Here is a 22991-nt window from a genome sequence, read left to right as displayed (position 1 = left end):
TTTATGTCCAATAAAGTTTTGATCACCAACTCGCAGAAAGCGATCAAGGTCCCCTCGGGCCTTCGCATCCTCATCCGCCGCGCCTGCAACGCTGTGCTGGAATATGAGCATTTTGACGACCCGGCGGAGATCAGCGTGACCTTCGTGGACAACGCAGCCATTGCTGAGCTGAACAACCAGTACCGCAACAAGCCGATGCCCACGGATGTTTTGAGCTTCCCTCTGGGGGAGAACGGCGTCTATGACGTGGACGAGAACAACGGCTGCAAGATGCTGGGCGACATCGTCATCAGCATGGAACGCGCACAGGAGCAGGCGACTCTCTACGGCCATCCGCTGCAGAGAGAGGTCGCTTTCCTGACGGTCCACTCCATGCTCCATCTGCTGGGCTATGACCACGAGAACGGTGGTCTGGAAGCCATGCGGATGCGTGAGAAGGAAGAAGCTGTCCTCATCCAGCTGGGTTTGCCCCGCACGGTGAGCTACACGGAATAAAAAGACAGGAGTTCTATTTTGAAAAACGAAACACCGATCCAGGGCCATTATGATACATCCTCTGTGTTCGTGGCGGTCATTGGCCGCCCAAACGTGGGCAAGTCCAGCCTGACGAATCTGCTGGTGGGGGAGAAGGTGGCTATCGTCACCTCCAAGCCCCAGACCACCCGTACCCGTATTACTGGCGTCATCACCCGGGGGCCTTTGCAGTACGTTCTGCTGGATACCCCCGGCGTGCATAAGCCCCACAATAAGCTGGGCAAACGGATGGACAAGACGGCCAGCGACTCCATTGCTGACGTCGATGTGTCCATGATGCTGTTCGAGCCCTACGGCGCGCTGAATGAATCGGAGATGGTTCTGGTCGAGGCTCTGAAAAAGGGCGGCCCGGCCATCGCGGTCATCAACAAGACCGACCTCGTCAAGGACCCGGCGGACCTCGAGGCCCGCAAGGCGGAGCTGAAGGCCCTGGGCGTCTTTGATGATGTCTATACCGTCAGTGTCCGCGATAATGACCACTGCGAGGAACTGTTCGACGCCCTGAGCCGCTATGCCGTGGAAGGCCCACATTATTTTGACGATGATGCCTACACCGATATGCCTGAGAAGGAGCTTGTAGCGGAAGTTATTCGCGAAAAGGCTCTGCTCTATATGCGGGACGAGATCCCGCACGGCATTGCGGTCGTGGTCGAGCGCTTTAAGGAGCGCCCCGGCACCGACCTCGTGGACATCGACGTGAACATCTACTGTGAGCGGGAGAGCCACAAGGGCATGGTCATCGGCAAGGGCGGCGCGATGCTGAAGAAGATCGCCAGTGCAGCCCGCACCGACTGCGAGGAATTCCTCGGTTGCCGCGTCAACTTACAGTGCTGGGTGAAGGTCAAAGCCGACTGGCGCGATAACGAGTTCATGCTCAACAATTTCGGCTTTAAGCAGCAGCCCAACCGCTGAGCCTCATAACAGGACAGATTTCCCGGGGATAGCGCAGTACCATAGAGGTGACACTATACCTTAAGGAAAGGAGCGTTGTCCGATGGATGTGGAACTCAGCTGGCAGACGTTTGCCTGCACCGGTGATATTCTGTGTTATCTGGACTACAGGCGGCAGCTCGCTCAGCAGCGGCTCACCGCCCCGGCAGGAGAAAAAACAGATGGATACCATTGTGACCCCGGGCCTTGTCCTGAAAGAGACCCGGTATAAAGAATCAGACCGGATCATCACGCTTCTGACGCCGGGGCTGGGAGTCATCTCGGCCTCTGCGCAGAGCAGCCTGCGGCTGAAAAGCAAACTGTTCAGCGCCTGCGGGCTTTTTTGTTACTCGGAGTTCGTGCTTGTCCCCGGACGGAATATGTATACAGTGCGAGAGGCGGATGTCAAAAACGTCTTCCATGGCATCTCGTCCTCCATCGAAGGGATGAGCCTTGCCATGTATATGGCGGAAATGGCCTCGGCGCTTTCGCCCACAGGAGACGAAGCCGCAAAAGAACTGAGGCTTCTCCTGAATTGCTTTTACATGATAAGCGAGAAAAAGGCCGACCTCCGGGTCATCAAGGCTGTATTTGAGCTGCGCACCATGAGTGAGTGCGGTTTTCTGCCGCAGCTGGTCTACTGCCGCGACTGCGGCACCTACGACGGCCCTGCCTTTTATCTCGACCCGGCGGAGGGCTGTCTGCTCTGCGAATCCTGCGCCCAAAAGGCGGGGAAAAAGTGCAATCTGGACGCCGGGGCGCTGTTTGCGCTGCGGCATATCTGTCTGGTAGAAGATAAAAAGATATTCGGCTTCCGTATTTCCGTCGGCAGTCTGGCGAAACTCTCTACAGCAGCAGAGCAATATGCGCTGACCCATCTGGACAAGCCGTTGAAAAGCTACGCCTTTTTGAGATCCGTCCTGCCATAACCATTTGAAATCGATTTGATATAAGGAATTACTATGGAAACAAGTTATTTGAAAACGCTGGAACTGGACAAGATCATTGCCCGGGCGGCGGAGGGCTGTGTGTGCAAAGAGTCCCGCGAAAAGCTCCTTGCCATTGAGCCTCAGTGCGACCCCGATGAAGTGCGGTATGCGCTGGAACAGACCGATGCTATCAATTCACTGCTCATCAAGAACGGCTCGCCCCGCTTCGGTGGAGTAGAGGGCGTCAGTCAGCTGGCCGCCCGCGCCGTCAAGGGCGGTGTCCTTTCAATGGGTGAACTGCTGATGGTGGCCGGTGCGCTTCGCAACTTTCAAAACCTCGTCAGCTGGTATGGCTCTTCGGAACACGATGCACTTCCGACGGACGACTTATTCTATGCGCTGGCTCCTCAGCCGGGCCTTGAGCAGCAAATTTCGAGTGCCATCCTTGCACCGGATGCGATGGCAGATACGGCATCGCACACCCTGAACGACCTGCGCAAGAAGATTCGTGCGACTGAAAACAGCATCCGCGACCGTCTGGAAAGCATGGTCCGGAATATGGACACCTCCAAGTACTTACAGGAGAGCGTCGTCTCCATCCGAAATGGCCGGTATGTCGTTCCTGTCAAAAGCGAGTATCGCGGAGAGGTGAGCGGTATCATCCATGACGTCTCGTCTACCGGTGCGACCGTCTTCGTCGAGCCTCAGGCTGTTGTGGAGGCAAACGCACGCATCCTTCAGTACCGCGCACAGGAAGCCCAGGAGATCGAGCGTATCCTGGTAGCATTTACCGGTCAGGTCGCAGCCATTGAGCCGCAGTTCCAGTACAGCTATAAGGCCATGCTGGAAATCGACGTCCTGCTTGCAAAAGCCCGCCTTGCACTGGATATGAAGGCGTTCAAACCCACTGTCCGGACGGATACGTCGTTCTCGCTCATCCGGGCGCGTCATCCGCTCATCGACGCAAAGAAGTGCGTTCCTGTCGATATTTCGCTGGGCAGGGAATATGATTCGCTCATCATCACTGGCCCCAACACCGGCGGTAAGACCGTCACTCTGAAAACGGCCGGTCTGCTTTGCGCGATGGCACAGTGCGGCTTCCTCATCCCGGCGGATGAGCGCAGTGAGATCTGTGTCTTCGACGAATTCCTCGTGGACATCGGCGATGAGCAGAGCATCGAGCAGAGCCTGTCCACCTTTTCCGGTCATATGAAGAAGATCACCGGCATCCTTGAGCTTGCCATGCCCCACACGCTGGTGCTTCTGGATGAGCTTGGCGCTGGTACCGACCCGGCGGAGGGTGCGGCACTGGCTGTTGCCATCATCGAAGAGCTGCGCCGCCGCGGTGTGCTCCTGATGGCCACAACGCACTATGCAGAATTGAAGGTGTTCGCTCTCGAGACAAAGGGCGTCGTCAACGCCAGCTGCGAGTTCGATTTGGAGACGCTGCGCCCCACCTATAAGCTCAGCGTCGGCGTTCCGGGCAAGTCCAACGCTTTCCTTATCAGCGAAAAGCTCGGTATCCCGGAGCGGGTCATTGAGGCTGCACAGCAGCATCTGTCCGCAGAAGACAAGCGTCTGGACGCCGTTCTGGGCCAGCTGGATGATTTGAAGCTCCAGCTCAAAGCCAGTCAGGACGAGGTGGAAGGCCTGAAAAACGAGGCCGCCCACCAGCTGGATGCAGCCCGTCAGAAGCGCGATGAGCTTATCCAGCAGGGCGAGAATGAGCTGGAAGCTGCCCGCGCCAAGGCCCGCGCACTGGCGCAGGAGGTCGAGAGCAAGGCTTACGCTCTGACGGATGAGCTGCGCCAGATCCAGAAAGACGAGCGGATGAGCACCCAGCAGAAGGCCCAGCGCGCCCGTGAAATCGCCAAGAAAGAGTCCGAAAAGCTCTTTATGGGGACTGAAGTGGTACACAATCCGGTCAAGGAGTTCGTTTCGCTGAAGGAAGTCAAGGTAGGGCAGGAGGTCTGCATCGCAGAACTGAACCAGCTGGCTACCGTACTCTCTCTGCCGGATAAAAACGGCGATGTTCTCGTACGGGCCGGCATCATCAAGACGAAAGTGCCGCTCAAAGGCCTCAAGCAGCCGGAAAAGCTGGTCAAGGAGACGAAGCCTCAGACCAAGGCACAGCAGCGTTACTCCCGCCTGACCGGCGATGCTAACCGGCCCAATGGCAGGGTAGAGCGCGTGCAGCGCACGGCAAAGATGGAATGCAACCTGCTGGGTCTTACCGTAGACGAGGCGCTGCCGGAGGTGGATTCCTTCATCGACCGTGCGATTTTGAACGGCCAGACTGTGGTATATCTCATCCACGGCAATGGTACCGGCGCACTGCGCACTGCGATCCATAAGCATCTGCGGGGAAACCGAATGGTCAAGAGCTTCCGTCTGGGCCGTTACGGCGAGGGCGAGAGCGGCGTGACCGTCGTCGAGCTGAAGTAAGCCGATGGCAGGACGTTCAAATCCAAGACACGCACGCCGGAGAAAACAGTGCGGCCCGTCCACTGCGACGGTCATCGGCCTTTTGGTGTGCGTCGTCTGCTTCAGTGCAGCATTTTTCCTTTGGAAAGCAGCGCTGTTCGGCTCCGGGCAAAATGAGAGCGGGGAAGAACCTTTCCGGCCTGTGGTGGGCGACCCGCCCTACCGGGTCTGCATTGATGCCGGCCACGGCGGGAGCGACCCGGGCGCAAGGGGAGTCGTCGAAGAAAAAGAGATGACGGCCCAGACCTCCGAGGCTCTGCTTGCGCTGCTGGAGGCCGACCCTAATTACATCCCGCTGCGCTCCCGTGAAAGCTATGATGTCACCGCAAAGCCCAGCGAGCGGGCAGAGGCCATCAATGCCCAGAGCCCGCAGCTGCTGCTGTCCATCCACGGCAACTCCGCGCCGGAAGGATCTACCGCTGCAGGCTTTGAGTGTTATCCGTCCGTTCCGGGCCGTACATGGCATCAGGAGAGCTATTACTTCGCGCAGCAGCTGGCGCAGGGAATGCAGGCCGCAGGCGCAAAGCTCCGCGGCCACGGCGGCATCCGGTACATTTATTATCGGGGCGAGGTAAAGCAGCTTGTAGAGAGCACCCATACCGAAGTAAGGGACGAGCGAAGCTTTACCTTGTTGGAAGATGTAAACTGTCCGGCGGTTCTGGCAGAACAGTGCTTTGTGACCAGCGAAGAGGACGTTGCACAGTTTGGTAGCGAAGAAGGCTGTAAGACAGTGGCGCGCGCTTACTATGAAGCGATCTGCGCGTACTTCGGAACACAGCCGCTGGATACACCGCTGTAAAGTCTGATGCAATGGACGCTCGCATGAAAGCGGTCTTGTCCAGCTGTATTTTATGATGCCTGCTTGGCAGGCGATCCACGCGTCCCAAACGAAATGATATAAAAGAACAGCAGAGGCTCCCAAAACCTGCACCGATGACGGAACGCAGGAGAAGGGGGCCTCTGTTTTTGATTTTCATAATATTTCGTATAATGCAGGTTATACGAAATATAGGGGAGTGAAAAAGCCCTCTTTTCCGAATTTCGGGCCTTTCCGGCGGTTTCTGAGCCTTTTGGGCTGGCTGGGCCGTTTTTTCGCGTTTTGTACAGTTGTGTTATTTGAATGCATTGCTTTGTATGTTTGGTCAGCTTTTTTGTTTTACAATCGTCCGGTTGCTCGTAAAACCTTTTCTAACTCTAATGTCCAGTTCTTTGCCGCTCGATTCGGGTGCGGCATACTTACAACAAGCGTTTCTTTACCTGTGCAGACCAAACTGCTTTTGTAATACCACAATGCAGTCTCTTCATGGGGTCTGATCCATTCAGCATCATCTGCAAATATCTCATCATGTAAAATGTTCGATACCAGCCCCCAGCCGCCGGTCAGGATAATATCCGGCTCATAAAGCTGTATCTGACACTTTAACAGGTCCGCATCTTGCCGGGCGGCCTGCCGTACCGCTTTTGAGCTTGCGATGGCACCGCCCGGACACTTTTTCAGGTTTACCACAGCGATATTCCGCACCATATCGTCCAGCGAAGATTTTGGAACAAATTTCCAGTATGTACCGTTCAAAATCATATTTGCCCAGCGTGCGACATTATTCCACGTCCTGTAGTAGGTTTTGCTGCCTCCATGATAAAGAAACTCCACGAGGCTGCCGTGCAGCCCATTCGTTTCTTTTAACAGTACAACGATATGTTTTCTGTCCGGAAGTGCTGACCAGCGCTCATAGTCCACAACACCGTCGGCATTAAAACAGGCAGACTGCGCCCAGCGTGTCTGCCATTCTGTCATCAGCGAGGCCTCATCACGCCGAAGCTTCTGCGTTTGTACCCATGTCATCATTTGTCGGTGTTCTCCATATCGGCAAGGCTCGACACATCCACCCGGAAACCCTCCTGTGCGGCATCCTCAAAGGCTTCCATCGGGCCGTCCGGTGCATCATTTTCAGGCTCATCCGACGGAGAATCGGCAAATTCTCCCTTGCTCTCCCCTGTCTTCTTTGACGTTGTATCCAAGCTTGCCTTCTTAACTTCACCCAGCGGATTCTGCTCAATCGCTGCACGCACCTGAAATTCCTGCAGGTGTGTATAAATTTGTGTCGTGCCGACGCTGCTGTGGCCCAGAAGCTGTTTGAGGGTCAGAATATCCACGTTGCCAGTCTGATACATCAGCGTCGCGGCAGTATGGCGGAGCTTATGGGTGGAAAAACCGCGCAGACCCGCTGCTTTCATGGCGCCGGTGACCAGCTGCTCTACCCTGCGGTTTGAGATTCGCTCCTTGCGCCGCCGGGTGATAAAGACAGCTCTCTCTTTGGGGTTCAGACCCTCCATCGTGTTGCGCTTGTTCAGATAAATCTGCAATGCCTCCTTGCAGGCATCATTCAGGTAGACCATCCGCTCTTTATGGCCTTTGCCAAACAAACGGATCTGCCGCTGTTCCATGTCGATGTCGCCGAGGTCCATGCCGACAAGCTCCGAAAGACGCATCCCGCAGTTCAGAAACAGCACGACCATGCAGTAATCCCGCTCCAGGAAATCGCTCTGGGTCTGGGTGCTTTCCAGAAGGTCCATGGATTGCTCTGCCGTCAGGTACTTGGGAAGGACTTTATCCTGCTTGGGTGGCTTGATGGATGCCGTCGGATTCTCTTTGAGCAAATCTACCTGATTGACCAGATAATCATAAAAGCCGTGGAGACTTGCCAGCCGCCGGGCCGTCGAAGACTTTTTGTTGCCGCACTCGCTGTTCAGAAAGTACAGATACTCATAAACGTCTTCCTTGGTCACACTGCCCCAGAAAGCCGTATCGAGCCCCTTGGGGTCGATGTCCTTTATTTCGGTATCGTCTGTTACAAGGCCGCGCCGGCGCTTCATAAAGCGGCTGAAATTGCGTAGGTCGCAGTAATAGCTGAAGGCCGTGTTGGGGCTTTTGCCTGCGATGACTTCCAGATAGCGCACATACGCGACGATGTCCGGCGAGGCATCATCAAAAGGCTTATGTTTTTCGGGATTTTTCTCGTCCAGATAAATCGACATAGTTTCCTCTTTTTATGGTCACAGACGGTCGGATTTCAGGGCATGGATGGCGTCCGAGATATAGGCGGCACCGACAAGCTTCATGCCGGGATAATCGGCGGCGTTCAGATGTGCAAGGCTGTGCTTTGGTACGACGGCACGCTCAAAGCCGATACGTTCCGCTTCCCGCAGACGCTGCTCCAGATTCGGTACACTGCGCACCTCGCCGCCAAGGCCGACCTCACCGATGGCAATGAGCTTATCGCTCACGGGGCAGTCCAGAAGCGACGACACCATGCTCAGACAGACGGCAAGGTCGCAGGCGGTATCCCGCAGGGTGATGCCGCTGACGATGTTAATATACACGTCCAGATTGCCGAAGAAATAACCTGCACGCTTTTCCAGCACGGCGATGAGCAGGTTCATGCGGTTGTAGTCATAGCCGCTGCAGGCCCGCCGGGGTGCCGGGAAATTCGTCTTGGTCGCAAGGGCCTGTATCTCGCTCAGAATGGGGCGGCTGCCTTCCATGGTACAGGCGACGCAGTTCCCGGAAACGCCCAGCGGACGGCCTTCCAGGAGCATCTGGGACGGATTTTCGATTTCCTCAAGGCCCTGCCCTGTCATATCAAACATACCAAGCTCGTTGGTGGAGCCATAGCGGTTCTTAGCCGCACGCAGAATGCGGTATGGCAGCATTTTGTCTCCCTCAAAGTAAAGAACCGTATCCACGATGTGCTCCATGACCTTCGGGCCTGCGATAGCGCCGTCCTTGTTGACATGGCCCACGATAAACATCGGGATCTCCTGTTTTTTAGCGACGGCCAGCAGGCGGGCCGCACTCTCTTTCACCTGACTGACCGTGCCGGACGAAGACGAGATGTCCATACACCGCATGGTCTGGATGGAGTCGATGACGACCAGTTCCGGCTTTTCTTTCTCGATGAGGCCGCAGATCTCGTCTACGTCGTTTTCTGCCGCCAGATAGATGTTATCCTGCGGGACTTTCAGGCGGGCCGCACGCAGCTTGACCTGACGGACGGACTCTTCGCCCGTGATATACAGCACCGTGTGCTGGTTGGAGATGGCACCGCAGAGCTGCAAAAGCATCGTAGATTTGCCCACGCCCGGCTCACCGCTCAGCAGTACGACGCCGCCCAACACGATGCCGCCGCCTAAAACGCGGTCAAGCTCGGAAATGCCCGTCAGGATGCGGCTCTTTTCCTCGGTCGTGCTGATGTCGGCCAGACGCCTTGCCGTCAGCGAGGTGACGCCCTCCTGCCGGACAGGCGCAGCGGCTTTGCCGCCGGAAAGCCCGGCCTTGGGCGCTTCGGCGACCACATCCTCATTCATGGTGTTCCAACTGCCGCAGCTGGGGCAGCGGCCCATCCAGCGGGGGCTTGTCTCTCCACAGTTGGAGCAGACGTATACGGTTTTCAGCTTCGGTTCTTTCATTCTGGACTCCCTGTTTTCATTTCATGAAAATCATTTTCTCTATCATACCACATCCGGCCCGAGGCCGCAAGAAAGCCGGGCGCTTATCTGGCCTGCATCAGACGATTTGCAAGACATGCAAGGCCGGTGGCCGCACCGCAGAGCGGGCAGAGACAGACCGCCAGTAAGGCGAATTGCCCCACCAGGAGCCGTGCTCCTGCCGGATGGCTTCCCTTATCCCCTCTACCGAAAGAGAACGCATGGATTCGGCTGCTGACCTGCAGAGCCGAGGCACCGAACAAACAGAGCGCACCCGTCGCCAGCGCGGTCGGCAGGCTGGCGGTGAGCAAAAAGAGAACGAGCTGTTTTGCCCCGAGGTTATTCAGAAGCTGCGCCGAGAGCAGGCCGGAGCCTGTCCCGTATAACATCGCAAACAGAAAGATAGGCAGCGGCCCCACTGCCGAGAGCCCCAGCAGAAGAAACACTGCCGCCGCCCCGAGGACGACAGCCAGCTCTGCCCCGAACAGTCCCACCGCCTGTGCTGTACTGGACGCCGCGAACACTCCGCGCCAGCAGTCCAGATAATAGGCCAGCGTCTCCATCTCCTCAGAATCGCACAGTGCCTGCAGGACGCCCGCCATCAGCGTACCGAAGAGATAGGCTGCCGCAAGCAGGATGCAGTCCCGGCTGGCCTGGAAGGGCTTCCGCCGGGGAGCTTTCTGAGGCGGAATCTCCGCCAACGGCTCGGAGACAGGCGTCATGGCTTCTTTTTCTGCCAGAGACTCGCCCGCTGTATCTTCCGGCAGCGTCGGCACAAGCGCCGCTGCATTTGTTTTCGTTTCCTGATAGACCCACATCGTGCTTTTTCCCTCCTGCTTTTGTTGTGTATGGCCGCTGTAGCGTGGACTGAGCATTCAGCGCCGCTTTCGCTCCGCGCGCAGCATTCCGAGGATCCCACCCAGAACCCCTATCAGCAGGACAAGCCCTGCCCGGACGAACTGCATCGTTTCCCACTCGCTCTGGTACAGTGTACCCAGAATAAAAAGCAGCCCTGCAAAGAGTGCTCCTTCCGCTGCACCCCAGACGAGCCCTTTGCCCTTTTGCAGAATGGCCATCAGCAGACCGCTGAGAAAGCTGCCGAGACAGACTGCCGCCGTGGCCAGCGGAGCAGCGGCTTCCTGCGTCAGGCCCTGTTTGACCATCAGCCAGCCGAACCCTGCCAGGCTCACGGCTGCTGCCGCACTGCCCACTCCCAAAACGACCAGCAGCCCTATCGCCGGGAATTTCTTGGTATCAGACATAAAAACGCGCCTCCCTGCACCTACTGTATGCAGGGAGACGCGTTCAAAGCACGAATCCGGAAAATTATTACTTCTTGGGGGCGTTGTCCATGTTCAGCTTCTCGACAGAGCTGATGGCGTTCTTGGTGAAGCGGATCTTCACACGGTCAGCGCCAGTCTCCAGCACAAAGGTGTCGTCCTTGATGGCGACCACACGGCCGATGACGCCGCCGATGGTGGTGACCTGATCGCCGATCTCCAGAGAAGAGCGCATTGCAGCGTCCTTCTTCTCCTGCTTCTTCTGGGGACGGTAGATCATGAAGTAGAGCATCACCAGCATCAGAGCCAGAGTAAAGAAAAGGCTGATGTAGCTTTCGGTCGTAGTCAGAAATTGCATGGGGCAAAATCTCCTCTCAAATTCATATGACCTTATTATACGCGCTTATCCGGCATGTTTCAAGGCTAAATCTCAAATTCGTGTGTCGAGCAGCTTGACATATCGGTCATGGAAGGCGGTAAAGGTGCCTGCATCCAGCTCATCGCGGATGCGCTCCATTAGGTGATTGTAGAACCAGAGGTTATGCATGACGGCCAGACGCATACCCAGCAGTTCCTCTGCCTTGAACAGGTGGCGGATATAGGCGCGGGAGTAGTTCCGGCAGGCCGGGCAGCCGCAGGCGGGGTCGATGGGGCGCTCGTCACGCTCGTACTTGGCGTTCTTGATGTTGATGATGCCGCCCCAGGTGTTCAGGTGGCCGTGGCGGGCATTGCGGCTGGGCATGACGCAATCGAAGAGGTCCACGCCGCGGGAGACGGCCTCGATGATGTTGCCGGGAGTGCCTACGCCCATCAGGTAACGGATCTTATCCTTGGGCATATAGGGCTCGACCGCGCTGATCATCTCGTACATCACCTCAGTGGGCTCACCCACAGCGAGGCCGCCGATGGCGTAGCCGTCCAAGTCCAGGTCGGCGATCTGCTTCATGTGCTCCACGCGCAGGTCGGCGAAGGTGCAGCCCTGATTGATGCCGAAGAGCAGCTGGTCGGGGTTGACGGAGATGCCTTCATGCTTCAGGCGGGCCATCTCATCCTTGCAGCGCTTGAGCCAGCGGGTGGTGCGCTCGCAGCTGGCTTTGGAGTAATCGTGCTGGGCGGGGTTCTCGACGCACTCATCAAAGGCCATGGCGATGGTAGAGCCAAGGTTTGCCTGGATCTGCATACTTTCCTCGGGACCCATGAAGATGCGGTGGCCGTCGAGGTGAGAGGCAAAGGTCACGCCCTCCTCGGTGATCTTGCGCAGCTTTGCGAGGCTGAACACCTGAAATCCGCCGCTGTCGGTGAGGATGGGGCCGTTCCAGCGGGTAAACTTGTGCAGACCGCCCATCTCTGCCACCAGCTTGTCGCCGGGACGCAGATGCAGATGGTAGGTGTTGCAGAGCATGACCTGCGCACCGATGTCCTTCAGGTCATGGGCAGACAGGCCGCCCTTGATGGCGCCGGCGGTGGCAACATTCTGGAATGCGGGGGTCTGCACCGTGCCGTGTATGGTCTTGAACTCGCCCCGCCGGGCGTTGTGCTCCTGCTTGAGCAGCTTGTAGGTCGTCAAAGAAGGCATAATATTTTCCTTTCTGCGCACGGAAAACAGCCGTGCATCCTGCCGCAGGGGGCGTATGCTCTCGCTGCGGATACAGAGTCGGGATATTACAGCGGCGAAGCGCTATAATAGTTACAAGATCAGCATCGCATCGCCAAAGCTGAAGAACCGATATTTCTGCTCGACAGCCACCTTATAGGCGGCCATCGTCTTTTCGTAGCCATACAGCGCCGACACCAGCATGATGAGGGTGCTTTCGGGCAGATGGAAGTTGGTGATAAGGCCGTCGATGCAGTTGAACTTGACACCGGGATAGAGGAAGATGTCGGTGTTGCCGCTGCAGGCTTTGATCTCGCCGTACTTGGCGGCGACAGCTTCCAGCGTGCGGCAGCTGGTGGTGCCCACGGCGATGACACGATGGCCTGCGGCCTTGGTATCATGGATGAGCTTTGCAGTCTCCTCGCTGACGGAGTACCACTCGCTGTGCATCTTGTGGTCGGAGATCTCGTCTTCCTGCACGGGGCGGAAGGTACCGAGGCCGACATGGAGCGTCACCTCGGTGATGTTGACGCCCTTGGCGCGGATGGTATCCATCAGCTCTGGCGTGAAGTGGAGGCCGGCTGTGGGAGCGGCAGCGCTGCCCAGCTCCTTGGCATAGACGGTCTGATACTGGCTCTGGTCGTCCAGCTGCTTGGTGATATAGGGCGGCAGAGGCATCTTGCCGAACTCGTCCAGCTTCTCGTAGAGGGTCTCGGTGTCATAGTAGAAGGTGACGAACTTATTGCCGTCTTCCAGCGTCTCGTCCACGATGGCCGTCAGGCTGCCGTCGCCAAAGCTGACCTTGGTACCGGGCTGCATCCGTTTGCCGGGCTTTGCAAGGCACTCCCACTGGTCGCCCTTCACCTGCCGCAGGAGCAGCAGCTCGCAGACAGCACCCGTGGGCTGCTTGATGCCCACGATGCGGGCGGGCAGGACCTTGGAGTTGTTGACCACCAGCAGGTCGCCCGGCTCGAGGTATTCGGGCAGGTCGTGGAAGATGCGGTGCTGGATGCTGTCGTCTTTCTGGCTCAGGACCATCAGACGGGCCGCATCACGGGGGGACACAGGCTCCTGTGCAATGAGCTCTTTGGGTAAATCATACCAAAAATCTTTTTTTAACATAGTTAGCATTTGCCTTTCCGATGATTGACACGAATGCCGTATCAATGTTATCATAAAATCTGTATAGCGGTATCTATTATATTGCATAGACGTCTGCTTTGCAAGCGGAGTCTTATGCGAATTGGCTTTTTTTGAAAGGAAAGGTGCTGGAAATGGATAAACAATATAAAGTGGGCGTCGTCGGTGCCACCGGTATGGTAGGCCAGCGTTTTGTTACTCTGCTCGAAAATCATCCCTGGTTCAAGCTGACGACTCTGGCCGCTTCCGGCCGGAGCGCCGGCAAGACCTATGAGGAGGCTGTCGGTTCTCGCTGGGCCATGACCACCCCGATGCCGGAGAGCGTCAAGAAGATGGTGGTGCTGGATGCATCCAAGGTGGAGGAGGTCGCCTCTCAGGTGGACTTTATCTTCTGCGCCGTCAATATGCCGAAGGACGAGATCAAGGCTCTGGAAGAGGCTTACGCCAAGGCAGAATGCCCCGTCGTCTCCAACAACAGCGCAAACCGCTTCACTCCGGATGTGCCGATGGTCGTGCCTGAGATCAACGCCGACCACATCGACATCATCCCCGCTCAGCGCAAGCGCCTGGGTACCAAGCGCGGCTTCATCGCCGTCAAGTCCAACTGCAGCCTGCAGAGCTATGTCCCTGCCCTGCACCCCCTGATGAAGGATTTCGGCGTCAGCAAGGCTCTGGTCTGCACCTATCAGGCCATTTCCGGTGCCGGCAAGACCTTCGACCGGATGCCTGAGATCATCGACAACGTCATCCCCTACATCGGCGGCGAGGAAGAAAAGAGTGAGCGTGAGCCTCTCAAGCTGTGGGGTCATATTGAGGGCGACCACATTGTCAACGCCGAGAAGCCTGTCATCACTGCCCAGTGCTTCCGTGTGCCGGTCTCTGACGGTCACACCGCCGCTGTCTTCGTGAGCTTTGATAAGAAGCCCAGCAAGGAAGAGATCCTCAAGGCTTGGGCCGAGTTCCGCGGTCCCGCACAGGAACTGGACCTGCCCAGCGCACCCAAGCAGTTCCTCCACTACTTCGAGGAGAACGACCGTCCCCAGCCCAAGCTGGACCGCAACACCGAGCACGGCATGGCCGTCTGCATCGGTCGTCTGCGTGAGGACACCCTGTTTGATTACAAGTTCGCCTGCATGAGCCACAACACTCTGCGCGGCGCTGCTGGCGGCGCAGTGCTGCTGGCTGAGCTGCTGGCAGCCAAGGGCTATTTTGACTGATCTGCGCGCTTTTTGAACTTCAACGCGCTGCAAAGGAGTTTTTTGCTATGAAGAATCCTGTTTTTACTGGTGCGGGTGTTGCCATCATCACCCCGATGTACGAGGACGGCAGCATTAATTTCGATGAGCTGGGCCGCATTGTTGAGGATCAGATCGCCCGCGGCACAGACGCCATCGTCATCTGTGGCACCACCGGCGAGTGCTCTACCATGACCGACGAGGAGCAGCTGGCTGCCATCAAGTATACCGTGGATCTTGTGAGTCACCGTGTGCCTGTCATCGCCGGTGCCGGTTCCAACGACACCGACCACGGCTGTGCTCTGGCTGCAAAGTCTGCCGCCTGCGGCGCAGACGCTCTGCTGCTGGTGACCCCCTACTACAACAAGACCTCTCAGGCTGGCCTTGTCGCCCACTTCACCGCAATGGCAGAGGCCGGCGGCATTCCGGTTATCCTGTATAACGTGCCTTCCCGCACCGGCCTGAACATCGCCCCCGAGACCGCCAAGGAGCTGAGCAGGCACCCGCTCATCAACGGCATCAAGGAAGCCTCCGGCAATATCGGTCAGGTGGCAAAGATTGCGGCCCTCTGCGGCGACGAGCTGAACATCTACTCCGGCAACGATGACCAGGTGGTCCCCCTGCTGTCTCTGGGCGGCAAGGGCGTCATCAGCGTCGTCTCCAATGTCAAACCTGAGCTTGTTCACAACTGCTGCAAGGCATGGTTCGACGGTGATACCGCCAAGGCCCGCGAGCTGCAGCTGGAGATGCTGCCCCTGTGCGATGCGCTCTTCTGCGAGGTCAACCCCATCCCGGTCAAGTACGCCATGAACGTGCTGGGCTGGGAGGCTGGTGAGTGCCGACTGCCTCTCGTGGAGCCCGGCGACGCACACAAGGAACAGATCGAGCGGGCTCTGCAGGATGCAGGTCTTATCAAGGAATAAACGATTTTATGTGCAAATGCCCGGCGAGACAGATCTCCGGGCATTTGCCGTATGATAAAAAAGAGGATAATAACAATGACGGATATTATCATTCAGGGCATTGGCGGCAGGATGGGCCATGTGCTGTGCGAGATGATCGCCCAGCGTGAGGATTGCCGCGTCGTGGCCGGCATCGACATGAAGGACGGCGAGATGAACGGCATTCCCGTGTACGACAGTCTGGACAAGCTGGACGGCAAGGGCGACGTCGTCATCGACTTCAGCGCCCCGGCGGCTGTCGAGAAGGCTCTGCCCTACTGTGAGGCTCACAAGCTGCCCATCGTGGTCTGCACCACCGGCCTTTCCGAGGAACTGCAGCTGAAGATCGTCCAGCTCTCCCGCAGCATTCCGGTGTTCAAGAGCGCCAATATGTCCATGGGCATCAACGTCCTGTCCGAGCTGTGCAAGCGTGCATCGGCCATTCTGGGCGCAAACTACGACATCGAGATCGTTGAGCAGCACCATCACAACAAACTGGACGCTCCCAGCGGCACGGCTCTGATGCTGGCTAACGCCATCAACGAAGAGAACGATGGCGCATACCACTATGTTTATGACCGTTCCGCTGTCCGCCAGAAGCGCGACCCCAAGGAGATCGGCATCAGCGCCGTGCGCGGCGGCAGCATCGTGGGCGACCATGAGGTGCTGTTCTGCGGCCCGGATGAGGTCATCACCCTCCGCCATACGGCATATTCCCGCAATATTTTTGCAAATGGCGCAATAAATGCTGCCGTTTATCTTGCAAAAAAGGAGCCCGGCCTGTACAATATGAGTAACATGATCGCAGAGATGTAAGCTTTTCTGCGCATGGCATCATAAGGCACGGTATCGTGCGTCAGGAGACGAGCCTATGGCCAAGCACGCAGCCCCTCCCCGCCGTCGGCATTCCGCGCAAAAGCACGCCTCGCATAAGGGCGTCACCCTGTACACACTGGGGGTCCTGCTGGTAGCTGTATCGGTGCTGCTCTCTCTGCGCTTCTGGCCCCGCCGCATCGTGGATGCAGTTCCTCCGGCAGCGGAGGTGGAGTCCCCTGCTGTTTCGGAGGAGCTTGCTGTGCCTGAGCCGCAGCCTGTCGTCACGACATTGCGCTTCTCGGCTACAGGGGACAACCTCATTCATAAGCCCATCTATTCGCAGGCCGCCCGGCGGGCTGCAGAGGGCGAAGGATACAGCTTCGATTACTGCTATAGGAATCTGCTCGATTTCTATGCACAGCAGGACATCAACTGGATCAATCAGGAGACGCTCTGCAGCAAAGAGCTTGCGCCCTCTACCTATCCCTGCTTCTCGACCCCCGGCGAGTGCGCCGAAGCGCTTTACCGGGCAGGCTTCCGGGTGTTCAGTCTCTCGAACAATCACACCTACGATAAGGGAGCTGCGGGCATTGCCGCCACCCTCCGATTCTGGGAGACGATGCCTGAGGATGTGATCACCACCGGCCTGTGGAAGGGCGAGGCGGACTATGGCCGCATCCCCATCCAGACTGTAGACGGCGTAAAGATCGCGTACCTTTCCTACACCGAGCACACCAACGGCATCCCCCGGAACAGCAAGATGACCGCAAACATCATCTATACCAGCCAGCAGGATGTCATGGAACAGCAGGTGCGGGAGGCCCGGCAGGAGGCCGATTTTGTGGTAGTCGGTGTACACTGGGGCGTCGAGGACAGTCACAACATCACACAGGCGCAGCGCACCTTAGCTCAGTCTCTGGCCGACTGGGGCGCGGATGTGATCATCGGAACCCACCCGCACGTCCTGCAGGACGCCGAATGGCGCACCGCAGCCGATGGACGGAACGTATTTGTGGCCTATTCGCTGGGAAATTTCCTGAGCACTCAAAGCAAGCCTGACCAGCTTTTCGGCGCGATTTTGACGTTGGACCTGGAGCAGACCACCGAGCCGGACGGCAGCGTCCATTGCGCAGTGCGCGGCCCGAAGCTCCATGTGACAGTGACCCACTATGACGCCAGAAAGTCTAACGTCCGCACATATCTGTTCCGGGATTACACGCCGGAGCTTGCACAGGCCCATGGTGTTCGCGCCGCGTATCCTTCTTTTGGGTACGATTACATCCGCCAGACGGCACAGACCTACATCAACAGCGAATTTTTGGAGCTTGCATAAAGCTTGTATCAGAACGCCCGATGGGCAGAATGGAGTGTTTACTATGTACGGTGTATCCAAAATCAATATTGAGCCGAGCCTGATGATGATCAGTGTGCAGGATGCCGAGTTCAAGGGCAACACGATGGCACGTTATCTGCAGATCTTCGCCGACACTGGCGTCGTGGTGGATATGATCAGCCAGAGCGCTCCCCACGGCACCAGTATGGACTTCAGCTTCACGGCTTCCAACAGCGACCTGCCGCTGGTCATGAAGGCCATCTCTGCGGCAAATCTGGACAAGGACGCCAAGGCTTCTCCCCTCATCAGTGTGGGCTACTCCAAGCTGAATCTCTTCGGTGAGGAGATGGTCACCAGCTGCGGCGTCGCAGCCCGCGCCCTGAATGCTCTGGCGATGGCAGGCATCGAAGTTCTGCTCATCACCACCAGCGATTTGGATATTTCCCTTCTGGTCCGTTCGGAGAACGAGGACGCAGCCTATGAGGCCCTGAAAAAGGCTTACGAACTGTAACAACGATATTAAGCAGCACCCGTGTCTGATAAAACAGGCATGGGTGCTGTTGCAGCAAAAGACCCGGCGGGTCTCCCCTCTGCGGAGAGAAACCAGCCGGGTCTTTTTATTTTATCAGAAGATTTACAGGCTCACCTTGTGGTAGACCTTCTTGCCTTTCTTGATGACAATGCCCTTGGACAGCTGCTCAGCAGTGAAGCTGACCGTGGGAGCAGCGACCTTCTCGCCGTCCACCAGAACACCGCCCTGCACGACGAGACGGCGGGCCTCACCGTTGGAAGCAGCCAGACCAGCCTTGACCATCAGGGTCAGGATGCCGATGGAGCCGTCGGTCAGGTCAGCCTCGGTCAGCTGAGTGTTGGGCATATGCTCAGCATCACCGGCAGCACCGCTGAACAGGGCGCGGGCTGCATTCTGGGCCTTGGCGGCCTCTTCTTCGCCGTGGACCATCTTGGTCAGCTCGAAGGCGAGGATCTCCTTGGCCTCGTTGAGGCGCTGGTCCTTCCAGGTGCTCATCTCGTCGATCTGCTCCAGCGGCAGGAAGGTCAGCATACGGATGCACTTCATGACATCCGAATCGCCGACGTTGCGCCAGTACTGGTAGAACTCGAAGGGGCTGGTCTTGTTGGGGTCGAGCCAGACGGCGTTGCCGGCGGTCTTGCCCATCTTCTTGCCCTGAGAGTCGGTCAGCAGGGTGATGGTCATAGCATAAGCATCCTTGCCCAGCTTGCGGCGGATAAGCTCGGTGCCGCCCAGCATATTGCTCCACTGGTCATCGCCGCCGAACTGCATGTTGCAGCCGTAATGCTGGAACATGTAGTAGAAGTCGTAGCTCTGCATGATCATGTAGTTGAACTCGAGAAAGGACAGGCCCTTCTCCATGCGCTGCTCATAGCACTTGGCGCGCAGCATGTTGTTGACGGAGAAGCAGGCGCCCACATCGCGCAGCAGCTCGACGTAGTTCAGGTTCAGCAGCCAGTCGGCGTTATTCAGCATCAAAGCCTTGCCGTCGGAGAAGTCGATGAACTTCTCCATCTGCTTCTTGAAGCAGGCGGCGTTGTGGGCGATGTCCTCCTTGGTCAGCATCTTGCGCATATCGGTGCGGCCGGAGGGGTCGCCGATCATGGTGGTGCCGCCGCCGATGAGGGCAATGGGCTTGTTGCCTGCCATCTGCAGACGCTTCATCAGGGTCAGGGCCATGAAGTGGCCGGCAGTCAGGCTGTCGGCGGTGCAGTCGAAGCCGATGTAGAAGGTGGCCTTGCCGTTGTTGATGAGGTCGATGATCTCGTCATCGGTGATTTGAGCCACGAGGCCGCGGGCCTTGAGTTCTTCGTACAGAGTCATAAAAATTTCCTCCTGTTTGTCGGGCAGAGGGAAAATAAAACACCCCCTGCCAAAATAAATTTGGCAGAGGGCGATAAAATTCGCGGTACCACCTCTGTTTGCCGCCTCTTCACAGAAACGGCCTCACGAGTGCGCACCCCAGAGTAGAGTGACACTCCTGCGTTTGTAACGCTCGCACGCGGCACAGCCTACTATTCGTTCAGCCTGCAGCTCAGGGACGTATTTCACCTGCGTCTCCGCAGCCCCTTTCACCAGCCGGGGCCTCTCTGGGCAGAGCGCATCAGGGTACTCGGTTCCCATCTTCGCCTTTCAACGAGATTCAGTTTAGCACATCCCTGCCGGAATGTCAAGCGCTGGCTTTTTTCTTATTTTTCTGCGTTCCGGCCTAGCATTTCTCGGGCATTGGCCAGCGAAAGCTCTGTGACATGGTCGCCGGAGATGAGGCGGGCCAGCGCCTCTACACGGCCATTTTCGTCCAGCGGGTGTATCTCAGTATAGGTACGCTCGTTCGTGATATTTTTCTGGATAAGCAGATGGCAGTCGGCCAGTGCAGCGATCTGCGCCGTATGAGTGATGCAGAGAATCTGATGGCCCTCGGCGCTCTGACGCAGTACCTCGCCGATACGGCTGGCTGCTTTGCCCGATACGCCGCTGTCGATCTCGTCGTAAATAACGGTCGGCACGGCGTCCTTATCAGCCATTGCGTTTTTAATTGCAAGGGTAATACGGCTCAACTCACCGCCCGAGGCGATCTTTGCCAGAGGCTTCGGAGCTTCGCCGGGGTTTGTGGAGATATAGAACTCGACGCTATCCTGCCCATGGCTGGCCAGCGGGCCGCGCGAATGGCGAAGCGTCATCCGCACACCCGGCATATTCAAGAAGTCCAGCGTGCCAGAGATACGCTTGTTCAGCTCATCAAAAGCTTTCAGACGGGTCTGGGTCAGAGCTTCGGCCTTTTCCCGCGCGAGGGTGTAAAGGCGGCGCTGCTCTTTCTGCAAATGCTCTACCCTCTCCTGAGAGGACTGTATCATCTCAAGTTCTTTCCGCGCCCTCTCCCCGAAAGCGAGGATGTCCTCTACGGTGTCTCCGTACTTCCGCCGGAGCTTATAGATAAGGTCGATGCGCTGCTCGATCTCGTCCAGCTCTGCGTCGTTGGTGTCGTAGGCATCCAGACGGCCAATGAGGTCTGCGGCGACATCCTTCGCGGTGTAATAAAGGTCGAGCAGCTGGCCCGCACCGGCAGACAGCTCTCCGTCGAGCTGTGCCGCTGCGTCCACAGCGTTGGAGGCTTCGCCCAGAAGGTCAACAGCTCCCGGGGCCTCGTCGCCGCCGGAGAGCAACGCATAACACTGTGCGATACGGTCTCGGATGGTGGAAGCATTTGCCAGCACTTTGCGGCGGCTTTCCAGCGTCTGCTCCTCCCCTGCCGTCAGGCCGGCATCGTCGATCTCCTGCACCTGATAGCTCAGCAGGTCGATACGGCGCTGCTTTTCGCTCTCGTCGGTTATCATGGCGTCCAGCGCCTTTTTGACGCTGACCAGTTCCCGGTAGATAGCATAATACGCCTGATACTCAGCACTGTTCTGGGCGTAAGCATCCAGAATGCCCTCATGACGGGCCGGGTTCAGCAGACCCACGGAGTCGTGCTGACCGTTGATGTTGATAAGCCCGCCGCACAGCTCCCGCAGGACGGCGGCAGTGGCCGGCATCCCGTTGATGCGGCAGGTGCTCTTACCCTCGGCGGTGATCTCACGGCTGAGCAGCAGGGCCTCCGAGCGCTCATAGCCTGCCTTTTCGAGACTGTCGAGAACAGCAGGCGGCACGTCCTCGAACGCGGCCCGAATGACGGCCTTGGCCGCACCGGTGCGCACAAGATCCTTGGAAGTGCGGTTGCCCAGAATGGCGTTGATGGAGTCGATGAGGATGGATTTACCTGCGCCCGTCTCACCGGTCAGGACGTTGAGGCCCTTTTCGAAATGGACGTTTGCTTTCTGGATAACTGCAACATTTTCGATTTGCAGGCTGCTCAGCATAGTTTCACTCCCGCGTTTATTTCTGCCCGATATGACGGGTCAGTTCCGAACAGATGGTCTTTGCGTCCCGCTCCGAACGGGCTACGATAAGGAATGTATCGTCGCCGGAAAGCGTACCGACGACATTCTTCCATTTCAAGGCGTCGAATACCTCACAGGCAGCGTTCGCCATGCCGGAGTAGCACTTCACCAGCACGACATGTCCGGCAAAATCCACCCCCAGCACAGACTCGTGGAATATCGTCTCAAATCGGCCCTGCATCTTGGGGTTGAGGCTTTCGTTGTGGCTGGAAACATAGCGGTAGCCGTCGGCGGTGGCAGCTTTGACGAGGCACAGCTCCCGGATGTCCCTGGAAATGGTAGCCTGTGTCACCTCGAAGCCCTCCTGGCGCAGATGCTCGAGAAGTACCTCCTGTCGGCTGATGGGATGTTCCTGAATGAGGCGGAGGATCGTCTGCTGACGTTCCGTCTTGCCTTTTGCCTCAGCTGGATTGTTTCGGCCCATATTCCTTGCCTCCTCTTGTTATTATCTCCGGCTGCGCAGCTTCTGGTCGATGGCCTGAAACTGGTCCGCCCTGCTGAAGGTGACGAGCTGTACGATCTGGTCGGAGAGGCGTATCTCCGCCGTTGAGCCGGCGCTGAGCGGATATTCCGCTGCGCCGTCGCAGCTCAGGAACACTTCGTTGTCGATGACCTGCCCCACACAGATGTTTATTTTGCGCTCCTGAGCAAAGACCATCGCAGGGCTGGTCAGACTGTGGGGACAGATGGGAGTGACGACGATGCCCTTGGTCTGCGAGTCCAAGATCGGCCCGCCGGCTGCCAGAGAATAGGCTGTGGAGCCTGTAGGGGTCGCCACGATGACGCCGTCACCACGGTAATGCTCTACGAGGATGTCGTCGCAGTAGATGCTGAAGTCGATGGCCTGCTGCAGGCGGCCTTTCGTCACGACCACATCGTTGAGGGCATGGCCTTCCCAGCCATCCTCGCCCAGCACCCGCACATAGAGCAGCATCCGGCTGTCCAGCATATATTCTCCCCGCACCAGAGCGGCGAGTTTTTCTTCCATTTCATCCACCTCACAGGTAGCGAGGAAGCCGCAGCGTCCGATGTTAATGCCGAGGATGGGTTTTTGATATTGCAGCGTAAAATTTGCCTCGTGCAGGATGGTTCCATCACCACCGATGGTCAGGATGACATCGGTGCGCGGAAGGCATTCTTCCAAAGGAAGGTACTGTACACCTTCCACGTAGCGGGACTCTTTCAGGTCATCCCGCATCAGGACGACAGCCCCCTGCATCAGCAGGAGCTGCGCTGCCCGGCGGGCAGTATCGGCAGCCTGTTCCTTTCCGGGGTTTGGCGAAATGTAAACAGTCATAGGGCGGTTTATTCCTCCGTCTCC

At 57.5% G+C, this 22991-nt stretch carries 22 protein-coding genes and 1 other annotated feature; of the genes, 10 read left to right on the top strand and 12 right to left on the bottom strand.

Translation table 11 applies throughout. From position 1 onward, the window contains the following. Window positions 1–3: 3 nt before the first annotated feature. The 5 genes from ybeY (at window position 4) to AAAU26_RS08235 (ending at window position 5676) form a co-directional block, all read left to right on the top strand. Window positions 4–495: an rRNA maturation RNase YbeY gene (gene ybeY, locus AAAU26_RS08255; RefSeq protein WP_149793381.1), complete on the top strand. Its 492-nt coding sequence runs from the start codon at window positions 4–6 to the stop codon at window positions 493–495. Between the two features lie 18 nt (window positions 496–513). After that, complete coding sequence (gene era / locus AAAU26_RS08250; protein ID WP_223387478.1) at window positions 514–1446, top strand: GTPase Era; 933 nt, start codon at window positions 514–516, stop codon at window positions 1444–1446. Between the two features lie 200 nt (window positions 1447–1646). Then, on the top strand, window positions 1647–2393 hold the full coding sequence (gene recO, locus AAAU26_RS08245; RefSeq protein ID WP_158403080.1) for a DNA repair protein RecO: 747 nt from the start codon (window positions 1647–1649) through the stop codon (window positions 2391–2393). Window positions 2394–2426: 33 nt separating this feature from the next. Then, window positions 2427–4838: an endonuclease MutS2 gene (locus AAAU26_RS08240; protein WP_158394511.1), complete on the top strand. Its 2412-nt coding sequence runs from the start codon at window positions 2427–2429 to the stop codon at window positions 4836–4838. A gap of 4 nt (window positions 4839–4842) precedes the next feature. Continuing rightward, entirely contained in the window at window positions 4843–5676 is an 834-nt protein-coding gene (locus AAAU26_RS08235) for an N-acetylmuramoyl-L-alanine amidase family protein (protein WP_227618502.1), read from the top strand. 357 nt (window positions 5677–6033) lie between these two features. On the opposite strand, the gene AAAU26_RS08230 is transcribed toward AAAU26_RS08235, so the two are convergent. The 8 genes from AAAU26_RS08230 to queA form a co-directional block, all read right to left on the bottom strand. Beyond that, a complete protein-coding gene (locus tag AAAU26_RS08230; RefSeq protein WP_227618501.1) occupies window positions 6034–6723 on the bottom strand; it encodes a hypothetical protein in 690 nt (229 codons plus the stop codon). Next, window positions 6720–7913 carry a tyrosine-type recombinase/integrase gene (locus AAAU26_RS08225; RefSeq protein WP_227618500.1) on the bottom strand — a complete coding sequence of 398 codons (1194 nt, stop codon included), beginning with the start codon at window positions 7911–7913 and terminating at the stop codon, window positions 6720–6722. Before AAAU26_RS08225 ends, AAAU26_RS08230 begins: the two co-directional genes overlap by 4 nt. Window positions 7914–7931: 18 nt before the next feature. Beyond that, window positions 7932–9344 carry a DNA repair protein RadA gene (gene radA, locus AAAU26_RS08220; RefSeq protein WP_149793376.1) on the bottom strand — a complete coding sequence of 471 codons (1413 nt, stop codon included), beginning with the start codon at window positions 9342–9344 and terminating at the stop codon, window positions 7932–7934. Between the two features lie 83 nt (window positions 9345–9427). Further along, window positions 9428–10180 (bottom strand): hypothetical protein, encoded by a 753-nt coding sequence (locus tag AAAU26_RS08215; protein WP_227618499.1) that lies wholly within the window; start codon window positions 10178–10180, stop codon window positions 9428–9430. A gap of 57 nt (window positions 10181–10237) precedes the next feature. Next, complete coding sequence (locus AAAU26_RS08210; RefSeq protein ID WP_227618498.1) at window positions 10238–10624, bottom strand: TIGR04086 family membrane protein; 387 nt, start codon at window positions 10622–10624, stop codon at window positions 10238–10240. A gap of 67 nt (window positions 10625–10691) precedes the next feature. Continuing rightward, the gene (gene yajC / locus AAAU26_RS08205; RefSeq protein ID WP_149793373.1) at window positions 10692–11000 is read right to left on the bottom strand and encodes a preprotein translocase subunit YajC; all 309 of its coding nucleotides are present in this window, start codon (window positions 10998–11000) and stop codon (window positions 10692–10694) included. A gap of 72 nt (window positions 11001–11072) precedes the next feature. Continuing rightward, window positions 11073–12218, bottom strand: a complete 1146-nt coding sequence (gene tgt, locus AAAU26_RS08200; protein WP_227618497.1) for a tRNA guanosine(34) transglycosylase Tgt — start codon at window positions 12216–12218, stop codon at window positions 11073–11075. Between the two features lie 111 nt (window positions 12219–12329). After that, entirely contained in the window at window positions 12330–13358 is a 1029-nt protein-coding gene (gene queA, locus AAAU26_RS08195; RefSeq protein ID WP_227618495.1) for a tRNA preQ1(34) S-adenosylmethionine ribosyltransferase-isomerase QueA, read from the bottom strand. Between the two features lie 152 nt (window positions 13359–13510). On the opposite strand from queA, the gene asd reads away from it, so the two are divergent. From asd to AAAU26_RS08170, 5 genes are all read left to right on the top strand, one after another. Further along, the gene (gene asd / locus AAAU26_RS08190; RefSeq protein ID WP_149793370.1) at window positions 13511–14593 is read left to right on the top strand and encodes an aspartate-semialdehyde dehydrogenase; all 1083 of its coding nucleotides are present in this window, start codon (window positions 13511–13513) and stop codon (window positions 14591–14593) included. Window positions 14594–14640: 47 nt separating this feature from the next. After that, complete coding sequence (gene dapA, locus AAAU26_RS08185) at window positions 14641–15534, top strand: 4-hydroxy-tetrahydrodipicolinate synthase (protein ID WP_227618494.1); 894 nt, start codon at window positions 14641–14643, stop codon at window positions 15532–15534. A gap of 75 nt (window positions 15535–15609) precedes the next feature. Next, entirely contained in the window at window positions 15610–16368 is a 759-nt protein-coding gene (gene dapB, locus AAAU26_RS08180) for a 4-hydroxy-tetrahydrodipicolinate reductase (RefSeq protein ID WP_227618492.1), read from the top strand. A 55-nt stretch (window positions 16369–16423) separates the two neighbouring features. Then, the gene (locus tag AAAU26_RS08175) at window positions 16424–17701 is read left to right on the top strand and encodes a CapA family protein (RefSeq protein ID WP_227618491.1); all 1278 of its coding nucleotides are present in this window, start codon (window positions 16424–16426) and stop codon (window positions 17699–17701) included. Between the two features lie 43 nt (window positions 17702–17744). Further along, window positions 17745–18212, top strand: a complete 468-nt coding sequence (locus AAAU26_RS08170; protein WP_217209275.1) for an ACT domain-containing protein — start codon at window positions 17745–17747, stop codon at window positions 18210–18212. Between the two features lie 123 nt (window positions 18213–18335). Here the strand turns inward: AAAU26_RS08170 and tyrS are convergent, their stop codons facing one another. The 4 genes from tyrS to AAAU26_RS08150 all read right to left on the bottom strand — a co-directional run bounded on the left by tyrS (window position 18336) and on the right by AAAU26_RS08150 (window position 22967). Then, a complete protein-coding gene (gene tyrS / locus AAAU26_RS08165) occupies window positions 18336–19556 on the bottom strand; it encodes a tyrosine--tRNA ligase (protein WP_149793365.1) in 1221 nt (406 codons plus the stop codon). A gap of 63 nt (window positions 19557–19619) precedes the next feature. Then, window positions 19620–19868, bottom strand: a binding site (T-box leader). A gap of 53 nt (window positions 19869–19921) precedes the next feature. Further along, window positions 19922–21589, bottom strand: a complete 1668-nt coding sequence (gene recN / locus AAAU26_RS08160; RefSeq protein WP_158394500.1) for a DNA repair protein RecN — start codon at window positions 21587–21589, stop codon at window positions 19922–19924. Window positions 21590–21605: 16 nt separating this feature from the next. Further along, window positions 21606–22094 (bottom strand): arginine repressor, encoded by a 489-nt coding sequence (locus AAAU26_RS08155; protein WP_149793363.1) that lies wholly within the window; start codon window positions 22092–22094, stop codon window positions 21606–21608. Between the two features lie 21 nt (window positions 22095–22115). Next, entirely contained in the window at window positions 22116–22967 is an 852-nt protein-coding gene (locus AAAU26_RS08150; RefSeq protein ID WP_227618490.1) for an NAD(+)/NADH kinase, read from the bottom strand. Window positions 22968–22991 lie beyond the last annotated feature (24 nt).

The organism is Faecalibacterium longum (assembly GCF_040094125.1).
In the GTDB taxonomy this organism is placed as follows: Bacteria; Bacillota; Clostridia; order Oscillospirales; family Ruminococcaceae; genus Faecalibacterium; species Faecalibacterium longum.
This window is presented reverse-complemented; position numbering and strand designations above follow the sequence as displayed.